The sequence below is a fragment of the Bacillus pumilus genome (assembly GCF_024498355.1).
GTDB lineage: Bacteria > Bacillota > Bacilli > Bacillales > Bacillaceae > Bacillus > Bacillus pumilus_P.
Map to the genome: position 1 here is coordinate 129,170 of NZ_CP101833.1, position 19,060 is coordinate 148,229.

Here is a 19,060-nt window from a genome sequence, read left to right on the forward strand (position 1 = left end):
ATTAGAGCAAGTGACTAGGGTATAACCCGAAGATTAAAAGGGAGGTAGGCCCCTTGCTAGATGTGAACAATTTTGAGTATATGAACATCGGTCTCGCATCACCTGATAAAATCCGTTCTTGGTCTTTTGGTGAAGTGAAAAAGCCTGAAACGATTAACTATCGTACACTGAAACCTGAAAAAGATGGTCTCTTTTGTGAACGTATCTTCGGACCGCAAAAAGACTGGGAATGTCATTGTGGAAAGTATAAACGTGTTCGTTATAAGGGTGTTGTATGTGACCGTTGTGGTGTAGAAGTAACACGGGCAAAAGTCCGTCGTGAGAGAATGGGGCATATCGAACTGGCTGCCCCGGTTTCCCACATTTGGTATTTCAAAGGTATCCCAAGCCGTATGGGTCTTGTTCTTGATATGTCACCACGTGCGTTAGAAGAAGTGATCTACTTCGCTTCTTACGTCGTGACAGATCCTGGCAACACACCGCTTGAGAAGAAACAACTTCTTTCTGAGAAAGAATTCCGTGCTTATTTAGATAAATACGGTAATACGTTCCAAGCAGCTATGGGTGCTGAAGCAATCAACAAACTTCTTCAAGATATCGATCTTGTAAAAGAAGTGGATACACTGAAAGAAGAGCTGAAAACAGCCCAAGGACAGCGTCGTACACGTGCGATCAAACGCCTTGAAGTGTTAGAAGCCTTCCGTAACTCAGGAAACAAACCGTCTTGGATGATCCTTGATGTACTTCCGGTTATTCCACCAGAATTACGTCCAATGGTTCAGCTTGATGGTGGACGTTTTGCTACTTCTGACTTGAACGACCTTTATCGTCGTGTCATCAACCGTAACAATCGTCTGAAACGTTTATTAGATCTTGGCGCGCCAAGCATCATCGTTCAGAACGAGAAGCGTATGCTTCAAGAAGCTGTCGATGCCTTGATTGATAATGGACGTAGAGGTCGACCAGTAACAGGACCAGGAAATAGACCATTGAAATCTCTTTCTCACATGCTGAAAGGGAAACAAGGGCGTTTCCGTCAAAACTTGCTTGGTAAACGTGTTGACTATTCTGGACGTTCCGTTATCGTCGTAGGACCACATTTGAAAATGTATCAGTGTGGACTTCCGAAAGAAATGGCTCTTGAATTATTCAAACCATTTGTGATGAAGGAGCTTGTTGAAAAAGGATTAGCCCACAACATTAAGAGCGCGAAGCGTAAAATTGAGCGCGTGCAGCCGGAAGTATGGGATGTTTTAGAATCAGTTATTCGCGAGCATCCAGTCTTACTAAACCGTGCACCAACTCTTCACAGACTTGGTATTCAAGCGTTTGAACCTACACTTGTGGAAGGACGCGCAATTCGTCTGCATCCACTTGTATGTACAGCCTACAACGCTGACTTTGACGGTGACCAAATGGCGGTTCACGTACCATTATCTGCCGAAGCTCAAGCTGAGGCTCGTATCTTAATGCTTGCTGCTCAAAACATTTTGAACCCGAAAGATGGAAAACCAGTTGTTACGCCATCTCAGGATATGGTGCTTGGTAACTACTACCTAACACTTGAGCGTAAAGGTGCTATCGGAGAAGGTATGGTCTTCAAAGATACGAATGAAGCCCTTCTAGCTTATCAAAATGGTTATGTGCATCTTCATACACGTGTAGCTGTTGCAGCTAGCTCGTTGAAGAATGTGACATTCACTGATGAACAGCGTTCTAAATTGTTGATTACAACAGTTGGAAAACTGATCTTTAACGAAATCTTACCGGAATCATTCCCATACATGAATGAGCCGACTAAGAGCAATATTGAAGAAAAAACACCTGATCGTTTCTTCCTTGAAAAAGGTGAGGATGTAAAAGCTGCGATCGAGAAACAAGAAATCAATGCGCCGTTCAAAAAAGGTATTTTAGGAAAAATCATTGCGGAAATCTTTAAGAGATTCCACATCACTGAGACTTCCAAAATGCTTGACCGCATGAAAAATCTTGGGTTCAAATATTCTACTAAAGCCGGTATTACCGTTGGTGTATCTGATATCGTCGTATTAGATGATAAGCAGAAAATCCTTGAAGAAGCACAAGCCAAAGTAGATAACGTCTTGAAGCAATTCAGACGTGGTTTGATTACAGAAGAAGAGCGATATGAGAGAGTGATTTCAATCTGGAGTTCTTCTAAAGATGTCATCCAAGGTAAACTGATGAAGTCCCTTGATGAAGTCAACCCGATCTACATGATGAGTGACTCTGGAGCGCGTGGTAACGCATCTAACTTCACTCAGCTGGCTGGTATGCGTGGTCTGATGGCCAACCCGGCTGGACGTATCATTGAACTTCCGATTAAATCTAGTTTCCGTGAAGGTTTAACCGTATTAGAATACTTTATTTCCACTCACGGAGCGCGTAAAGGTCTTGCCGATACAGCCCTTAAAACAGCTGACTCAGGCTACCTCACGCGTCGCCTCGTTGACGTTGCACAGGATGTCATCATCCGTGAAACAGATTGCGGTACAGACCGTGGAATCTTGGCGAAGTCCATTAAAGAAGGAAATGAAATTATTGAGAAACTTGAAGAACGTCTTATCGGACGTTTTGCAAGAAAACCAATTGTTCATCCTGAAACGGGCGAAGTCATTGTGGGTGAAAACGAGCTAATTGATGAAGATAAAGCACTTGAAGTAGTTGAAGCAGGTATTGAAGAAGTATGGATCCGTTCTGCATTTACATGTAACACGCCTCATGGTGTATGTAAACGATGCTACGGCCGTAACCTTGCAACTGGTACTGACGTCGAAGTTGGTGAAGCAGTTGGAATCATCGCTGCACAATCGATCGGTGAGCCAGGAACACAGCTTACAATGCGTACGTTCCACACCGGTGGGGTAGCAGGAGACGATATCACACAAGGTTTACCTCGTATCCAAGAGCTATTTGAAGCGCGTAATCCGAAAGGGCAAGCGACCATCTCTGAAATTGATGGTGTCGTTGCTGAAATCAACGATGTTCGTGACAAGCAGCAGGAAATTGTGGTTCAAGGCGAAGTTGAAACTCGTTCTTACACAGCTCCTTACAATGCACGTCTGAAAGTTGTTGAAGGTGACAAAGTCACTCGTGGTCAAGTACTGACAGAAGGTTCTATCGATCCGAAAGAGCTTCTAAAAGTGACTGACATGACAGCTGTTCAAGAATATCTGCTTCATGAAGTACAAAAAGTATACCGTATGCAAGGGGTAGAAATCGGAGATAAACACGTAGAGGTAATGGTTCGCCAAATGCTTCGCAAAGTGCGTGTCGCTGATGCAGGGGATACAGATGTATTGCCAGGCACACTTCTTGATGTACATCAATTCACTGAAGCGAACAAAAAAGTTCTATTCGAAGGCAAGCGTCCTGCAACAGGCCGTCCAGTTCTTCTTGGTATTACAAAAGCATCACTTGAAACAGACTCATTCTTGTCTGCTGCATCCTTCCAAGAAACGACTCGTGTCCTAACTGATGCGGCGATCAAAGGAAAACGCGATGAACTGCTTGGCTTGAAAGAGAATGTTATCATTGGTAAACTTGTTCCTGCTGGAACGGGAATGCCAAACTACCGTAAAGTTAAGCCGGTTTCACAAGTGCAGCCGACTGACGACATGGTTCCTGTAGAGTAATCTTTCTCAAAAGATTTCCATAAAAATCATCAAAAAATGGTGAAGGATGTCAAGATAATCTGTCATACGATATTGACATCCTTCTGCCATGATGATAATATAACCAAGGTGCTCAAAATAAAACCTGTTACTTTGGAGGATATTCGATGTCTTATGATAAAGTATCACAGGCTCAGTCCATTATTATTGGTACGAAGCAAACAGTAAAAGCTCTAAAACGAGATTCAGTAAAGGAAATCGTCGTAGCGAAAGATGCTGATCCTGCTTTAACAGCTAGTGTAATGAAACTAGCGCAAGAGAAGGGTGTAGACATTTTAGTGGTAGATTCCATGAAAAAGCTCGGCAAGGCCTGCGGAATTGAAGTTGGGGCAGCAGCTGTTGCCATTATGTTATAACGTACTTGTTTGTTTTTGCATGCTTTAAATGCAAAAGCATTGTTTTTTGCCTTTTGATGAACCACCTGGGTATGTGGGTTATAAAAAAAGTAATGAAGGGAGGAATAACAACATGCCTACAATTAATCAACTAATACGCAAAGGACGCGTGAGTAAAGTTGAAAACTCAAAGTCTCCTGCACTTAACAAAGGATACAACAGTTTCAAAAAAGAGCACACTAACGTAACATCTCCACAGAAACGCGGGGTTTGTACTCGTGTCGGTACAATGACACCGAAAAAACCAAACTCAGCACTACGTAAATATGCTCGTGTACGTTTGTCTAACCTGATTGAAGTAACAGCTTACATTCCTGGTATCGGTCATAACCTACAAGAGCACAGTGTAGTACTTATCCGTGGCGGACGTGTAAAAGACTTACCGGGTGTACGTTACCACATCGTTCGTGGTGCGCTTGATACTGCCGGAGTTGACGGTCGTATGCAAGGACGTTCTAAATACGGAACAAAACGCCCTAAACAAAGCAAATAATATAAACAAACATAAGGGTTTTTAGAAGTTGAATATCAGATCAGTGGAGTCAGGGAACTGACAATGAAATTGAGATGAGAGACAGATAGAAATCCTTTTAAAAGAGAAGGGAGGCTATTCAGATGCCACGTAAAGGTCCTGTAGCAAAAAGAGACGTTTTGCCAGATCCAATTTACAATTCTAAACTTGTATCTCGTTTGATCAACAAAATGATGATCGACGGTAAAAGAGGAAAATCTCAAACAATACTCTACAAGTCATTTGATATCATCAAAGAACGTACTGGTAATGAAGCGATGGAGGTTTTCGAACAAGCCTTGAAAAACATCATGCCAGTTCTTGAAGTGAAAGCACGTCGTGTAGGTGGAGCTAACTACCAAGTACCTGTAGAAGTTCGCCCAGACCGTCGTACGACTTTAGGTCTTCGCTGGTTAGTTAACTACGCTCGTCTTCGTGGAGAAAAAACGATGGAAGAGCGTCTTGCTAACGAAATCCTTGACGCAGCTAACAACACTGGTGCTGCTGTGAAGAAACGTGAAGATACACACAAAATGGCAGAAGCGAACAAAGCATTCGCTCACTACCGCTGGTAGGATTTATACCAAACTAAAAAAACTATTCCCTAATAAGGAAGGAGAAATTACCCAATGGCAAGAGAGTTCTCCTTAGACAAAACTCGTAATATTGGTATCATGGCTCACATCGATGCCGGTAAAACGACAACGACTGAGCGTATCTTGTACTACACTGGTCGTATCCATAAAATTGGTGAAACTCACGAAGGAGCTTCACAAATGGACTGGATGGAGCAGGAGCAAGAACGTGGTATTACAATCACTTCTGCTGCTACTACAGCACAATGGAAAGGTTACCGTGTAAACATCATCGATACACCAGGACACGTAGACTTCACTGTTGAAGTTGAACGTTCTTTACGTGTACTTGATGGTGCGGTAGCTGTTCTTGATGCACAATCAGGTGTAGAGCCACAAACTGAAACAGTTTGGCGCCAAGCAACAACTTACGGAGTACCTCGTATCGTATTCGTTAACAAAATGGATAAAACCGGTGCGGACTTCCTTTACTCTGTAGGTACATTAAGAGATCGTCTTCAAGCAAACGCTCATGCAATTCAATTGCCGATCGGTGCTGAAGACCAATTCGAAGGAATCATCGACCTTGTAGAAAACGTAGCATACTTCTACGAAGATGACCTTGGAACTCGCTCTGATGCAAAAGAAATCCCTGCTGAGTATAAAGACAAAGCTGAAGAGCTTCGCAGCAGCTTAATTGAAGCTGTGGCTGAGCTTGATGAAGAGCTTATGGAAAAATACCTTGAGGGTGAAGAAATTACAATTCCTGAATTGAAAGCTGCAATCCGTAAAGGAACATTGAATGTTGAATTCTATCCAGTTCTTGTTGGATCTGCTTTCAAAAACAAAGGTGTTCAGCTTGTACTTGACGCTGTGCTTGATTACCTTCCTGCACCAACTGATGTTGCTGCAATCAAAGGTACCTTGCCAGATACAAATGAAGAGGTTGTACGTGAGTCTACTGATGACGCACCATTCTCAGCCCTTGCATTTAAAGTTATGACTGACCCTTATGTTGGGAAACTAACTTTCTTCCGCGTATACTCTGGAACACTTGATTCTGGTTCTTACGTGAAGAACTCTTCTAAGAACAAGCGTGAACGTGTTGGACGTATCCTTCAAATGCACGCAAACAGCCGTGAAGAAATCTCTACTGTTTACGCAGGGGATATCGCAGCAGCTGTAGGTCTTAAAGATACATCAACTGGTGACACTCTATGTGACGAGAAAAGCCTTGTTATCCTTGAGTCTATGGATTTCCCAGAGCCAGTTATCGATGTAGCAATCGAGCCTAAATCTAAGGCTGACCAAGATAAAATGGGTATCGCTTTAGCTAAACTAGCTGAAGAGGATCCAACATTCCGTACACAAACAAACACTGAAACTGGTCAAACGATCATCTCTGGTATGGGTGAGCTTCACCTTGATATCATTGTTGACCGTATGAAGCGTGAGTTCAAGGTTGAAGCTAACGTAGGAGCTCCTCAAGTTGCGTACCGTGAAACATTCCGTTCTGGTGCAAAAGTTGAAGGTAAATTCGTACGTCAGTCTGGTGGACGCGGTCAGTTCGGACACGTTTGGATCGAATTCGAACCAAACGAAGAAGGCGCAGGCTTCGAATTCCAAAATGCAATCGTTGGTGGGGTTGTTCCTCGTGAATACATCCCAGCTATTCAAGCAGGTCTTGAAGATTCACTTGAAAATGGTGTATTAGCTGGATTCCCATTAATCGACATCAAAGCTAAATTATTTGATGGATCATACCACGATGTTGACTCTAACGAAATGGCGTTTAAAATTGCTGCGTCTATGGCATTGAAAAATGCTGTCAGCAAATGTAACCCAGTTCTACTTGAGCCAATGATGAAAGTAGAAGTCGTTATCCCTGAAGAATACATGGGAGACATCATGGGTGATATCACATCTCGTCGTGGACGTGTAGAAGGTATGGAAGCACGCGGTAACGCTCAAGTTGTTCGCGCTATGGTTCCACTTTCTGAAATGTTCGGATATGCAACTGCACTCCGTTCTAACACACAAGGACGCGGTACTTTCACTATGCACATGGATCACTATGAAGAAGTGCCTAAGAGCATCAGTGAAGAAATCATCAAAAAAAATAAAGGTGAATAATTGATTTTGCCTTTAAACTAAAGTATAACTACTATTGAAGATCAGAAAGTGAGAGGTAACTCTTCACTTTCTATCACTCTATACCAAATACAATGACCTTTAAGGAGGATTTTTAGAATGGCTAAAGAAAAATTCGACCGTTCCAAATCGCATGCTAACATTGGTACAATTGGACACGTTGACCATGGTAAAACAACTCTAACTGCTGCTATCTCAACAGTTCTTCATAAGAAATCTGGTAAAGGTACAGCTATGGCTTATGATCAAATCGATGGTGCTCCAGAAGAGCGCGAGCGTGGAATCACAATCTCAACTGCACACGTTGAGTATGAAACTGAAACTCGTCACTATGCACACGTAGACTGCCCAGGACACGCTGACTACGTTAAAAACATGATCACTGGTGCTGCTCAAATGGACGGCGCGATCTTAGTAGTATCTGCTGCTGACGGTCCAATGCCACAAACACGTGAGCACATCCTGCTTTCTCGTAACGTAGGTGTACCTTACATCGTAGTATTCCTTAACAAATGTGACATGGTTGACGATGAAGAGTTACTTGAACTTGTTGAAATGGAAGTTCGTGACCTTCTTTCTGACTATGACTTCCCTGGTGACGATGTACCAGTTATCAAAGGTTCTGCTCTTAAAGCTCTTGAAGGAGATGCTGATTACGAAGCAAAAATCTTTGAACTTATGGATGCGGTTGATGAGTACATCCCAACTCCAGAACGTGACACTGAGAAGCCATTCATGATGCCAGTTGAGGACGTATTCTCAATCACTGGTCGTGGAACAGTTGCTACTGGTCGTGTTGAGCGTGGACAAGTTAAAGTCGGTGACGAAGTTGAAATCATCGGTCTTCAAGAAGAAAACGGTAAAACAACTGTTACAGGTGTTGAAATGTTCCGTAAGCTTCTTGACTATGCTGAAGCTGGTGACAACATCGGTGCACTACTTCGTGGTGTATCTCGTGAAGATATCCAACGTGGTCAAGTACTTGCTAAACCAGGTACAATCACTCCACATAGCCGTTTCAAAGCTGAAGTTTATGTACTTTCTAAAGAAGAGGGTGGACGTCATACTCCATTCTTCACTAACTACCGTCCGCAGTTCTACTTCCGTACAACTGACGTAACTGGTATCGTACATCTTCCAGAAGGTACTGAAATGGTTATGCCTGGCGATAACACTGAGATGGAAGTTGAACTTATCTCTACTATCGCTATCGAAGAAGGAACTCGTTTCTCTATCCGTGAGGGTGGACGTACTGTAGGTTCTGGTGTCGTTTCAACTATCATTAAATAATAAACATATAAAAGAGACTCCTTGCAAAAGGGTCTCTTTTTTTGCTTTTCCAGACCAGAACGGCTACTATAAGCTATAGAATCTAAATGGAACCGAGAGGATCACTGGAATGGCGAAGACATATTTGAAGAAATGGTTGATCGGCGGAGTTGACCAATGGATTATGATGAAAGAAAATCACCTGAATAAAACAAAACCCGTTTTTTTATTTTTACACGGTGGGCCCGGCTCAGCTCAAATCAGTTATATCGATTCCTTTCATGAGGAATTAGATCAAGACTTTACAGTCGTCCATTGGGATCAGCGTGGGGCAGGACTTTCCTATCAAAAGAATATTCCCGCTGCTTCGATGACTATTCAGCAATTTGTTGAAGATACGATTGAACTGACCGAAAAGCTTCTTTCGTATTTAGGTCATTCAAAACTGTACATCGCTGGGTACTCATGGGGAGCGCTGATTTCGATACAAGCAGTACATAAACGTCCGGATTTATATCATGCATATTATGGGATTAGTCAGGTCGTGGATGTATTAAAAGAAGATATTGTGTCGTACGAACTTCTTCTGAAGAAATACCATCGCAATCGACTGCTCACTAGCTGCCTGCGATTACTGACACCTCCCCCGTGGAAACGAACCTCTGCTCATGCTTTGTTCTCTCTATATAAAGAGTTCGCAAAAGTAGGGCTCACACATAAGTGGAAGCCGATTTTTCAAATGATGAGCGCGTTTCTTCATAGTAAGCATTATCAGCTGAAAGATAAATGGAGATTCCTGAAAGGACAGAAGTTTAGTCAGGACAAGCTATGGAATGAACTGATGAATGAGAGTATTCAATACCGAGTTTCTACTATATTAATACCGTGCTACTTTATCATTGGTGAACATGACATGATTACGCCCGCTGCTGTAACAAAACCATATGTTGATCAATTAACAGCACCGATAAAAGAATGGTTCACCTTTAAAGAATCTGCCCATTCCCCGCATATTGAAGAGCCAGATGAATTTATTCGGATCGTAAGAAAGACTGCTGTACATCATCTTCAGGGAAAGCTTGATTTATAGGCTGAACCCCTGTATAATATGAAAAGTGTGCAAATCATAAATTTATCCGATTTATTATTGCAACACGCAGGCCAATTTGGTACAATAGTGCATGTTGGTCTTTGACTGCGATGAAGTGAGAGGTTGCTGACACACCCGGCCGCTTTGCCATGGCAAGGTGATCAGGTTTTTCTCACGGAGAACTGTCTAACGTAAGTAGGCGAAAAGGAGGGAAAATAATGGCAAAACAAAAAATTCGTATTCGTTTAAAAGCATATGATCATAGAATTCTTGATCAATCTGCTGAGAAGATTGTTGAAACGGCTAAGCGTTCTGGTGCTAGTGTATCTGGTCCGATCCCGCTTCCAACTGAAAAATCAGTTTACACAATCCTTCGTGCGGTTCATAAGTACAAAGATTCTCGTGAGCAATTCGAGATGCGTACTCACAAACGTCTAATCGACATCGTGGATCCAACTCCGCAAACAGTTGATGCACTTATGCGTTTAGATTTACCATCTGGTGTAGATATCGAAATCAAACTTTAATTCAAATAGAAAACACATATTATAGGAGGTGTGACGAATGACCAAAGGAATCTTAGGTAGAAAAATTGGTATGACGCAAGTATTCGCAGAAAACGGTGATCTTATCCCTGTAACTGTTGTTGAGGCTGCTGCTAACGTTGTTCTTCAAAAGAAGACTGCTGATACGGATGGCTATGAAGCAATCCAAATCGGTTTTGATGACAAACGTGAAAAGCTTTCTAACAAACCAGAGAAAGGCCACGTTGCTAAAGCGGAAACTGCTCCTAAGCGCTTCGTAAAAGAATTACGCGGTGTGGAGTTAGATGCGTATGAAGTTGGTCAGGAAGTCAAGGTTGATATTTTCGCAAATGGAGATATCGTAGATGTAACAGGAACATCAAAAGGTAAAGGATTCCAAGGGGCTATCAAGCGCCACGGACAATCACGCGGACCAATGACTCACGGTTCACGTTATCACCGTCGTCCTGGTTCAATGGGACCTGTTGATCCAAACCGCGTATTCAAAGGTAAACTTCTTCCAGGACGTATGGGCGGAGAGCAAATCACTGTCCAAAACCTTGAGATCGTTAAAGTTGATGCAGAACGCAATCTTCTATTGATCAAAGGGAACGTACCAGGAGCTAAAAAATCTCTAGTAACTGTAAAGAGTGCAGTTAAATCTAAATAACTCTCTTAGGAAAGGAGGAAACAAGTCATGCCAAAAGTAGCATTATTTAACCAAAACGGTTCTACTAACGGTGAAATCGAATTAAACGCTTCTGTGTTTGGAATCGAGCCAAACGAAAGCGTAGTATTCGATGCTATTCTTATGCAAAGAGCTTCCTTACGTCAAGGAACTCACAAAGTAAAAACTCGTTCTGAAGTACGTGGCGGAGGTCGTAAGCCTTGGAGACAGAAGGGTACAGGTCGTGCTCGTCAAGGTTCTATCCGTTCACCACAATGGCGCGGAGGCGGTATCGTATTCGGTCCAACACCACGCAGCTATTCTTATAAATTACCTAAAAAAGTTCGCCGCTTGGCTATCAAGTCAGTATTGTCTTCTAAAGTAATCGACAACAACATCATCGTTCTTGAAGATTTGACTCTTGATGCAGTGAAAACGAAAGAATTCGCAGGCATCCTTAAAGGGTTATCTGTTGAGAAGAAAGCGTTGATCGTCACTGCGGATGCAAACGAAACAGTAGCTTTATCTGCTCGTAACATCCCTGGAGTAACAGTTGTTGAAGCTAAAGGTATCAACGTTCTTGACGTTGTCAACCACGACAAACTTCTGATCACTAAAGCAGCGGTTGAAAAAGTAGAGGAGGGACTTGCATAATGAAAGATCCTCGTGATGTTCTAAAGCGCCCTATCATTACTGAACGTTCTGCTGATCTAATGACAGAGAAGAAGTACACGTTCGAAGTTGATGTCAGAGCTAACAAAACAGAAGTGAAAGACGCTGTTGAAGAAATCTTTGGAGTGAAAGTTGAGAAAGTCAACGTTCAAAACTACAAAGGAAAATCTAAACGCGTTGGACGCTACACTGGTATGACTAGCCGTCGCAGAAAAGCGATCGTGAAATTAACTGCTGACAGCAAAGAAATCGAAATTTTTGAAGCGTAAATCTTAAAAAGAAGGAGGGAAATTCAAAATGGCGATTAAAAAGTATAAACCAACCAGTAATGGTCGTCGTGGCATGACTACTTCAGATTTTGCTGAAATCACGACTGACAAACCAGAAAAATCGTTGCTTGCACCGCTACACAAAAAAGGCGGACGTAACAACCAAGGTAGATTGACTGTTCGTCATCAAGGTGGCGGTCATAAACGTCAATACCGTATCATCGACTTTAAGCGTGATAAAGATGGTATACCTGGACGCGTTGCTACAATCGAGTATGATCCAAACCGTTCAGCGAACATCGCTCTTGTAAACTATGCAGATGGTGAGAAACGTTACATTCTTGCTCCAAAAGGAATTCAAGTTGGTACTGAAGTTACTTCTGGACCAGAAGCTGACATCAAACCAGGTAACGCGCTTCCACTTATCAACATCCCAGTTGGTACAGTTGTGCATAACATTGAATTGAAACCAGGTAAAGGTGGACAATTAGTTCGTTCTGCTGGTACTTCTGCTCAAGTTCTTGGTAAAGAAGGTAAATACGTTCTTGTACGTTTGAACTCAGGAGAAGTTCGCATGATTCTTTCTGCTTGCCGTGCGACTATCGGTCAAGTTGGAAACGAGCAACACGAATTAATTAACATCGGTAAAGCTGGACGTTCTCGCTGGAAAGGCGTACGCCCAACAGTTCGTGGTTCTGTAATGAACCCTAACGATCACCCACACGGTGGTGGTGAAGGACGCGCTCCAATCGGACGTAAATCACCAATGTCTCCATGGGGTAAACCGACTCTTGGATTCAAGACTCGTAAGAAAACCAACAAGTCTGATAAATTCATTGTACGTCGTCGTAAAAACAAGTAACGGGGTTGTCTACGGTTCATTTAGGACCGTAGTTCAATCACGAAGGGAGGTTCCACAATGGCTCGCAGCTTAAAAAAAGGACCATTTGTTGATGATCATTTGATGGCTAAAGTCGAGAAATTGAATGAAACTGACAAAAAGCAAGTCGTAAAAACTTGGTCTCGTCGTTCTACAATTTTCCCACAATTCATCGGTCACACAATCGCTGTCTATGACGGACGCAAACATGTACCTGTTTTCATTTCTGAAGATATGGTAGGTCACAAATTGGGCGAATTCGCACCAAGCCGTACTTACAAAGGTCATGCTAGTGACGATAAAAAAACAAGACGCTAATGAGAGGAGGCTTTTAAATGCAAGCTAAAGCTGTCGCAAGAACAGTCCGTATTGCTCCTCGTAAAGCACGTCTAGTAATGGACCTGATCCGAGGTAAGCAAGTAGGAGAAGCAGTTTCTATCTTAAACCTTACACCTAAGGCTGCTTCACCAATTATTGAAAAAGTATTAAAATCTGCTATCGCAAACGCTGAGCACAACTACGAGTTGGACGCTAACAGCCTAGTGATTACTCAAGCATTCGTTGACGAAGGTCCAACACTTAAGAGATTCCGTCCACGTGCTATGGGTCGTGCGAGCGCAATTAACAAACGTACTAGCCACATTACAATCGTTGTATCAGAAAAGAAGGAGGGATAATCCGTGGGTCAAAAGGTAAATCCAGTAGGTCTTCGTATTGGCGTCATTCGTGATTGGGAATCTAAATGGTTCGCAGGTAAAGATTACGCTGACTTCTTACATGAAGACTTGAAAATCCGTGAATTCATCAGCAAGCGTTTGTCTGACGCGTCTGTTTCTAAAGTAGAAATCGAACGTGCTGCAAACCGCGTAAATATCACAATCCACACGGCTAAACCAGGTATGGTAATTGGTAAAGGCGGATCTGAAGTTGAAGCACTTCGTAAAGCTCTTAACAGCCTAACTGGCAAACGTGTACACATCAACATTCTTGAAATCAAGAGAGCAGATCTTGATGCTCAGCTAGTTGCTGAAAACATCGCTCGTCAACTTGAAAATCGTATTTCATTCCGTCGTGCACAAAAACAAACAATCCAACGTACAATGCGTGCTGGAGCACAAGGAATCAAAACAATGGTTTCTGGTCGTCTTGGCGGTGCAGATATTGCTCGTTCTGAATATTACAGTGAAGGTACTGTTCCGTTGCACACACTTCGTGCTGACATTGACTACGCTACTGCTGAAGCTGACACTACTTATGGTAAGCTTGGCGTAAAAGTATGGATCTATCGTGGAGAAGTCCTTCCAACTAAGAAGAATACTGCGGAAGGAGGAAAATAATATGTTATTGCCAAAACGCGTGAAGTATCGCAGAGAACATCGTGGAAAAATGCGTGGTCGTGCAAAAGGCGGCACTGAAGTACATTTCGGTGAGTTCGGTATCCAAGCTCTAGAAGCTTCATGGATTACTAACCGTCAAATCGAAGCTGCTCGTATTGCTATGACTCGTTACATGAAACGTGGCGGTAAAGTTTGGATTAAAATTTTCCCTTCTAAGCCATACACAGCAAAACCTCTAGAGGTCCGCATGGGTTCCGGTAAAGGTGCTCCAGAAGGATGGGTAGCTGTAGTAAAACCGGGCAAAGTTTTATTTGAAATTTCTGGTGTGTCTGAAGAAGTTGCTCGTGAAGCTCTTCGCCTTGCATCTCACAAATTGCCAATTAAAACGAAGTTCGTAAAACGTGAAGAAATTGGTGGTGAATCAAATGAAAGCTAATGAAATTCGTGACCTTACCACTGCTGAAATTGAACAAAAAGTAAAGTCTCTTAAAGAAGAACTTTTCAATCTTCGTTTCCAATTAGCGACTGGGCAGCTTGAAAACACTGCTCGCATTCGTGAAGTGCGTAAATCAATCGCACGCATGAAAACTGTGATTCGTCAAAGAGAAATCGCTGCTAATAAATAATAATTAGAGGGGAGGCCCCGCAAACATGAGCGAACGTAACCAACGTAAAGTGTATCAAGGTCGTGTTGTTTCTGACAAAATGGATAAAACCATCACTGTTGTTGTTGAAACATACAAAAAGCATTCACTTTATGGCAAACGTGTAAGATACTCTAAAAAGTTCAAAGCACATGATGAAAACAACCAAGCAAAAATCGGAGACATCGTAAAGGTCATGGAAACTCGTCCTTTATCTGCGACTAAACGCTTTCGTCTAGTTGAAGTTGTCGAAGAAGCTGTTATTATCTAATAAAGTTCGGATTTCTTTTTCCGAAGGGAGGTAACATTAATGATTCAACAGGAGACTCGTTTAAAAGTAGCTGACAACTCTGGCGCACGCGAAGTACTAACGATTAAAGTTCTTGGTGGCTCTGGACGTAAGACGGCTAACATCGGTGATGTCATTGTTTGTACGGTTAAACAAGCAACACCAGGAGGCGTTGTCAAAAAAGGTGAAGTTGTGAAAGCAGTTATCGTTCGTACAAAGAGCGGAGCTCGCAGAAACGATGGATCTTACATCAGTTTTGATGAAAATGCATGTGTCATCATCCGTGACGACAAGAGCCCGCGTGGAACTCGTATCTTCGGACCAGTAGCACGTGAACTTCGTGAAAATAACTATATGAAAATTGTTTCTCTAGCACCAGAAGTACTTTAATGAATACAATCCCCGACTCAAGGAGGTGCGATTAAATGCATGTTAAAAAGGGCGATAAAGTAGTGGTTATCTCTGGTAAAGATAAAGGTAAACAAGGAGTCATCCTTGCTGCTTTCCCTAAGAGTGACCGTGTTTTAGTAGAAGGTATTAACCTTGTGAAAAAACACTCTAAACCAACCCAAGCTAACCCTCAAGGCGGAATTTCTGAACAGGAAGCGTCGATTCACGTATCAAACGTAATGCCGCTTGATCCTAAAACGGGTGAAGTGACACGTGTTGGGTATAAAGTTGAGGACGGAAAGAAAGTCCGTGTAGCGAAAAAATCTGGGCAAGTTCTAGATAAATAGTAAATAAGGAAGGGAGGTCTTTCTCATGAACCGCCTTAAAGAAAAGTATGTAAAAGAAATTACACCTGCATTAGTTTCTAAGTTTGAATACACTTCAGTAATGCAAGTGCCAAAAATCGAAAAAATCGTGATCAACATGGGTGTTGGTGACGCAGTTCAAAACGCTAAAGCAATCGATACTGCTGTTGAAGAATTAACGTTTATCGCTGGTCAAAAACCTGTCGTTACTCGTGCGAAGAAGTCTATTGCTGGATTCCGTCTACGTGAAGGAATGCCAATCGGTGCGAAAGTAACACTTCGCGGAGAGCGCATGTATGATTTCCTTGATAAACTTATTTCTGTATCTTTACCACGTGTACGTGACTTCCGTGGGATTTCTAAGAAATCTTTCGACGGACGTGGAAACTACACGCTTGGTATTAAAGAACAGTTAATCTTCCCAGAAATTGATTACGATAAAGTATCAAAGGTCCGCGGTATGGATATCGTTATCGTTACTACTGCCAATACGGACGAAGAAGCACGTGAGTTATTAACTCAAGTAGGTATGCCGTTCCAGAAATAATCAATGAAAGGGAGGCGAAATCGTGGCTAAAAAGTCTATGATTGCGAAGCAACAACGCAAACAAAAGTTTAAAGTTCAAGAGTATACGCGCTGCGAACGTTGTGGACGTCCACATTCAGTTATTCGTAAGTTTAAACTTTGCCGTATTTGTTTCCGCGAACTTGCATATAAAGGACAAATTCCTGGCGTTAAAAAAGCCAGCTGGTAATCCCCATAAATGGGAAGGAGGTTATTAAATAATGGTTATGACAGATCCGATTGCAGATTTGCTGACTCGTATTCGCAATGCGAACATGGTACGTCATGAGAAGCTAGAAGTACCGGCTTCAAAAATCAAAAGAGAAATTGCTGAAATCTTAAAGCGTGAAGGTTTTATCCGTGACGTTGAATACGTTGAAGACAGCAAACAAGGAATTATCCGTATGTTCCTTAAATACGGTCAAAACAACGAGCGTGTTATCACTGGTCTAAAAAGAATCAGTAAACCTGGTTTACGCGTATATGCGAAATCAAATGAAGTACCACGTGTACTTAACGGACTTGGAATCGCAATTATTTCTACATCACAAGGTGTTTTATCGGACAAAGAAGCCCGTGCTAAACAAGCTGGTGGAGAAGTACTTGCTTACGTATGGTAAAAAAAGCTTAAGATGAATGGAGGTGCTTGGTATGTCTCGCATAGGTAAAAAACTACTTGAGATCCCTTCAGGAGTAACTGTGACAAACAACGATAACACAGTGACAGTAAAGGGACCAAAAGGTGAACTAACTCGTACGTTTCACCCTGATATGGAAATTAAAATTGAGGACAACGTCTTAACTGTAAGCCGTCCGTCTGAACATAAAGAACACCGTGCATTACATGGTACAACACGTAGCTTGCTTGCAAACATGGTTGAAGGTGTATCTAAAGGTTTCGAAAGAGGTTTAGAACTTATCGGTGTCGGTTACCGTGCAGCTAAATCTGGAAACAAACTTGTTCTTAACGTTGGATACTCTCATCCAGTTGAAATCGTTCCTGAGGCTGGAGTTGAAGTCGAAGTTCCATCTCAAACGAAAGTAATCGTTAAAGGTATCGATAAAGAGCGTGTAGGAGCTCTTGCTTCTAACATCCGCGCTGTCCGTTCTCCAGAGCCTTACAAAGGTAAAGGAATTCGTTACGAAGGTGAATTCGTTCGCCGTAAAGAAGGAAAAACTGGTAAGTAAGATCGCTTAAAGTGAAGAAAGGAGTGACTCGGATGATTACGAAAACTAGCAAAAACGCTACTCGTCTTAAAAGACATGCTCGTGTTCGTGCGAAACTTTCAGGTACTGCTGAAAGACCTCGCCTTAACGTTTTCCGTTCTAACAAGAATATCTACGCTCAAGTAATTGATGATGTTAACGGTGTAACACTTGTAAGTGCTTCTACTCTTGATAAAGAGTTAAAGGTCGAGAATAGTTCTGACACTGCAGCTGCTATTAAAGTTGGCGAAGTTGTTGCAAAACGTGCTGTTGAAAAAGGAATCTCTAACGTGGTATTTGACCGCGGAGGATACTTATATCATGGACGTGTAAAAGCTCTAGCTGAAGCTGCTCGTGAGGCTGGACTTAAATTTTAATAAAAGAAGGAGGGACACATCCGAATGAGTCGTATTGACCCAAGCAAATTAGAGTTAGAAGAACGCTTAGTTACGGTTAACCGCGTAGCGAAAGTTGTTAAAGGTGGACGTCGTTTCCGTTTTGCAGCTTTAGTTGTTGTCGGTGACAAAAACGGTCATGTTGGTTTCGGTACTGGTAAAGCGCAAGAAGTACCAGAAGCAATCCGCAAAGCTGTTGAAGATGCGAAAAAGAATTTAATTGAAGTACCAATGGTTGGAACTACAATTCCACATGAAATCATCGGTCGATTCGGTGCAGGAAACGTTCTATTGAAGCCTGCTTCAGAAGGTACAGGAGTTATCGCTGGAGGCCCAGTGCGTGCGGTACTTGAGCTTGCTGGTCTAGCTGATATCCTTTCTAAATCTCTAGGTTCTAATACACCGATCAACATGATCCGCGCAACACTTCAAGGTTTAAGTGAACTTAAACGTGCTGAAGATGTAGCGAAGCTTCGTGGAAAATCTGTAGAAGACCTGTTAGGATAAGGAGGGAACAATAATGGCAAATAAATTAGAAATTACCCTCAAACGCAGTGTAATCGGTCGCCCTGAAGATCAGCGTGTCACTGTTCGTACTCTTGGTCTAAAGAAAACAAACCAAACAGTCGTACATGAAGACAATGCAGCGATCCGCGGCATGATTAACAAGGTGTCTCATTTAGTTTCTGTTAAAGAACAATAAAACATTTTTAATCGATAAGGAGGTGCCCAAATGAAACTTCATGAATTGAAGCCTTCAGAAGGTTCACGTAAAGTACGCAACCGTGTTGGTCGTGGTATTGGATCAGGTAACGGTAAAACTTCTGGTAAAGGTCATAAAGGTCAAAACGCTCGTTCTGGCGGCGGTGTACGCCCTGGATTCGAAGGTGGACAAATGCCTTTATTCCAACGCCTTCCAAAACGTGGTTTTACAAACATCAACCGTAAAGATTACGCGGTAATCAACTTAGACAGATTAAACAGTTTTGACGAAGGAACGGAAGTCACTCCTGAACTTCTTCTAGAGACTGGTGCATTAAGCAAGTTAAAAGCAGGAGTAAAAATTCTTGGCAACGGTAAATTAGAAAAAAAATTAACTGTAAAAGCCAATAAATTCTCTGCTTCTGCGAAAGAAGCTATTGAAGCTGCTGGCGGTACAGCCGAGGTGATCTAA

The 19,060-nt window shown here is 42.3% G+C and carries 28 protein-coding genes; all 28 read left to right on the plus strand.

Features of this window, described 5'->3' with window-relative positions; all coding sequences use genetic code 11:
* The first annotated feature begins 53 nt into the window (after positions 1–53).
* The 28 genes from rpoC to rplO all read left to right on the plus strand — a co-directional run bounded on the left by rpoC (position 54) and on the right by rplO (position 19,060).
* Positions 54–3,653: a DNA-directed RNA polymerase subunit beta' gene (gene rpoC / locus NPA43_RS00695; RefSeq protein WP_099728193.1), complete on the plus strand. Its 3,600-nt coding sequence runs from the start codon at positions 54–56 to the stop codon at positions 3,651–3,653.
* Positions 3,654–3,799: 146 nt separating this feature from the next.
* Entirely contained in the window at positions 3,800–4,048 is a 249-nt protein-coding gene (locus tag NPA43_RS00700) for a 50S ribosomal protein L7ae-like protein (RefSeq protein ID WP_008345416.1), read from the plus strand.
* A gap of 112 nt (positions 4,049–4,160) precedes the next feature.
* The gene (gene rpsL / locus NPA43_RS00705; protein ID WP_003216962.1) at positions 4,161–4,580 is read left to right on the plus strand and encodes a 30S ribosomal protein S12; all 420 of its coding nucleotides are present in this window, start codon (positions 4,161–4,163) and stop codon (positions 4,578–4,580) included.
* Between the two features lie 122 nt (positions 4,581–4,702).
* A complete protein-coding gene (rpsG, locus tag NPA43_RS00710) occupies positions 4,703–5,173 on the plus strand; it encodes a 30S ribosomal protein S7 (RefSeq protein ID WP_003216884.1) in 471 nt (156 codons plus the stop codon).
* A gap of 54 nt (positions 5,174–5,227) precedes the next feature.
* Positions 5,228–7,306, plus strand: coding sequence for an elongation factor G (fusA, locus tag NPA43_RS00715; RefSeq protein ID WP_099728192.1), 2,079 nt, complete (start codon positions 5,228–5,230; stop codon positions 7,304–7,306).
* A gap of 117 nt (positions 7,307–7,423) precedes the next feature.
* Positions 7,424–8,614: an elongation factor Tu gene (gene tuf, locus NPA43_RS00720; protein ID WP_007496302.1), complete on the plus strand. Its 1,191-nt coding sequence runs from the start codon at positions 7,424–7,426 to the stop codon at positions 8,612–8,614.
* A gap of 109 nt (positions 8,615–8,723) precedes the next feature.
* Positions 8,724–9,683 carry an alpha/beta fold hydrolase gene (locus NPA43_RS00725; RefSeq protein WP_256499216.1) on the plus strand — a complete coding sequence of 320 codons (960 nt, stop codon included), beginning with the start codon at positions 8,724–8,726 and terminating at the stop codon, positions 9,681–9,683.
* Positions 9,684–9,901: 218 nt separating this feature from the next.
* On the plus strand, positions 9,902–10,210 hold the full coding sequence (gene rpsJ / locus NPA43_RS00730) for a 30S ribosomal protein S10 (protein ID WP_099728190.1): 309 nt from the start codon (positions 9,902–9,904) through the stop codon (positions 10,208–10,210).
* A 37-nt stretch (positions 10,211–10,247) separates the two neighbouring features.
* Positions 10,248–10,877 (plus strand): 50S ribosomal protein L3, encoded by a 630-nt coding sequence (gene rplC / locus NPA43_RS00735; RefSeq protein ID WP_041084736.1) that lies wholly within the window; start codon positions 10,248–10,250, stop codon positions 10,875–10,877.
* 27 nt (positions 10,878–10,904) lie between these two features.
* Positions 10,905–11,528, plus strand: a complete 624-nt coding sequence (gene rplD / locus NPA43_RS00740; RefSeq protein WP_099679362.1) for a 50S ribosomal protein L4 — start codon at positions 10,905–10,907, stop codon at positions 11,526–11,528.
* The gene (rplW, locus tag NPA43_RS00745; RefSeq protein ID WP_003217016.1) at positions 11,528–11,815 is read left to right on the plus strand and encodes a 50S ribosomal protein L23; all 288 of its coding nucleotides are present in this window, start codon (positions 11,528–11,530) and stop codon (positions 11,813–11,815) included. Before rplD ends, rplW begins: the two co-directional genes overlap by 1 nt.
* A gap of 28 nt (positions 11,816–11,843) precedes the next feature.
* Positions 11,844–12,677, plus strand: coding sequence for a 50S ribosomal protein L2 (gene rplB / locus NPA43_RS00750; RefSeq protein WP_024425599.1), 834 nt, complete (start codon positions 11,844–11,846; stop codon positions 12,675–12,677).
* Between the two features lie 57 nt (positions 12,678–12,734).
* On the plus strand, positions 12,735–13,013 hold the full coding sequence (gene rpsS, locus NPA43_RS00755; RefSeq protein ID WP_003216920.1) for a 30S ribosomal protein S19: 279 nt from the start codon (positions 12,735–12,737) through the stop codon (positions 13,011–13,013).
* Positions 13,014–13,030: 17 nt separating this feature from the next.
* A complete protein-coding gene (gene rplV / locus NPA43_RS00760; protein WP_007496316.1) occupies positions 13,031–13,372 on the plus strand; it encodes a 50S ribosomal protein L22 in 342 nt (113 codons plus the stop codon).
* 3 nt (positions 13,373–13,375) lie between these two features.
* Positions 13,376–14,032 (plus strand): 30S ribosomal protein S3, encoded by a 657-nt coding sequence (rpsC, locus tag NPA43_RS00765; protein ID WP_003217241.1) that lies wholly within the window; start codon positions 13,376–13,378, stop codon positions 14,030–14,032.
* A 1-nt stretch (position 14,033) separates the two neighbouring features.
* Entirely contained in the window at positions 14,034–14,468 is a 435-nt protein-coding gene (rplP, locus tag NPA43_RS00770) for a 50S ribosomal protein L16 (RefSeq protein ID WP_003225801.1), read from the plus strand.
* The gene (gene rpmC / locus NPA43_RS00775; RefSeq protein ID WP_003217155.1) at positions 14,458–14,658 is read left to right on the plus strand and encodes a 50S ribosomal protein L29; all 201 of its coding nucleotides are present in this window, start codon (positions 14,458–14,460) and stop codon (positions 14,656–14,658) included. Before rplP ends, rpmC begins: the two co-directional genes overlap by 11 nt.
* Before the next feature lie 25 nt (positions 14,659–14,683).
* A complete protein-coding gene (rpsQ, locus tag NPA43_RS00780) occupies positions 14,684–14,947 on the plus strand; it encodes a 30S ribosomal protein S17 (RefSeq protein ID WP_003216906.1) in 264 nt (87 codons plus the stop codon).
* Positions 14,948–14,986: 39 nt separating this feature from the next.
* Positions 14,987–15,355 carry a 50S ribosomal protein L14 gene (gene rplN, locus NPA43_RS00785; RefSeq protein ID WP_003216882.1) on the plus strand — a complete coding sequence of 123 codons (369 nt, stop codon included), beginning with the start codon at positions 14,987–14,989 and terminating at the stop codon, positions 15,353–15,355.
* 35 nt (positions 15,356–15,390) lie between these two features.
* Positions 15,391–15,702: a 50S ribosomal protein L24 gene (gene rplX, locus NPA43_RS00790; protein ID WP_034323211.1), complete on the plus strand. Its 312-nt coding sequence runs from the start codon at positions 15,391–15,393 to the stop codon at positions 15,700–15,702.
* A gap of 25 nt (positions 15,703–15,727) precedes the next feature.
* Complete coding sequence (rplE, locus tag NPA43_RS00795) at positions 15,728–16,267, plus strand: 50S ribosomal protein L5 (protein WP_099728188.1); 540 nt, start codon at positions 15,728–15,730, stop codon at positions 16,265–16,267.
* A gap of 22 nt (positions 16,268–16,289) precedes the next feature.
* Complete coding sequence (rpsN, locus tag NPA43_RS00800; protein WP_008356542.1) at positions 16,290–16,475, plus strand: 30S ribosomal protein S14; 186 nt, start codon at positions 16,290–16,292, stop codon at positions 16,473–16,475.
* A 31-nt stretch (positions 16,476–16,506) separates the two neighbouring features.
* Positions 16,507–16,905, plus strand: a complete 399-nt coding sequence (rpsH, locus tag NPA43_RS00805) for a 30S ribosomal protein S8 (protein ID WP_003217040.1) — start codon at positions 16,507–16,509, stop codon at positions 16,903–16,905.
* A 31-nt stretch (positions 16,906–16,936) separates the two neighbouring features.
* The gene (rplF, locus tag NPA43_RS00810; protein ID WP_099728187.1) at positions 16,937–17,473 is read left to right on the plus strand and encodes a 50S ribosomal protein L6; all 537 of its coding nucleotides are present in this window, start codon (positions 16,937–16,939) and stop codon (positions 17,471–17,473) included.
* 32 nt (positions 17,474–17,505) lie between these two features.
* A complete protein-coding gene (rplR, locus tag NPA43_RS00815; RefSeq protein ID WP_099728186.1) occupies positions 17,506–17,868 on the plus strand; it encodes a 50S ribosomal protein L18 in 363 nt (120 codons plus the stop codon).
* Positions 17,869–17,892: 24 nt separating this feature from the next.
* Positions 17,893–18,393, plus strand: coding sequence for a 30S ribosomal protein S5 (gene rpsE, locus NPA43_RS00820; protein ID WP_007496332.1), 501 nt, complete (start codon positions 17,893–17,895; stop codon positions 18,391–18,393).
* Positions 18,394–18,406: 13 nt separating this feature from the next.
* Positions 18,407–18,589: a 50S ribosomal protein L30 gene (gene rpmD / locus NPA43_RS00825; protein ID WP_003217067.1), complete on the plus strand. Its 183-nt coding sequence runs from the start codon at positions 18,407–18,409 to the stop codon at positions 18,587–18,589.
* Between the two features lie 30 nt (positions 18,590–18,619).
* Positions 18,620–19,060 carry a 50S ribosomal protein L15 gene (rplO, locus tag NPA43_RS00830; protein WP_034323201.1) on the plus strand — a complete coding sequence of 147 codons (441 nt, stop codon included), beginning with the start codon at positions 18,620–18,622 and terminating at the stop codon, positions 19,058–19,060.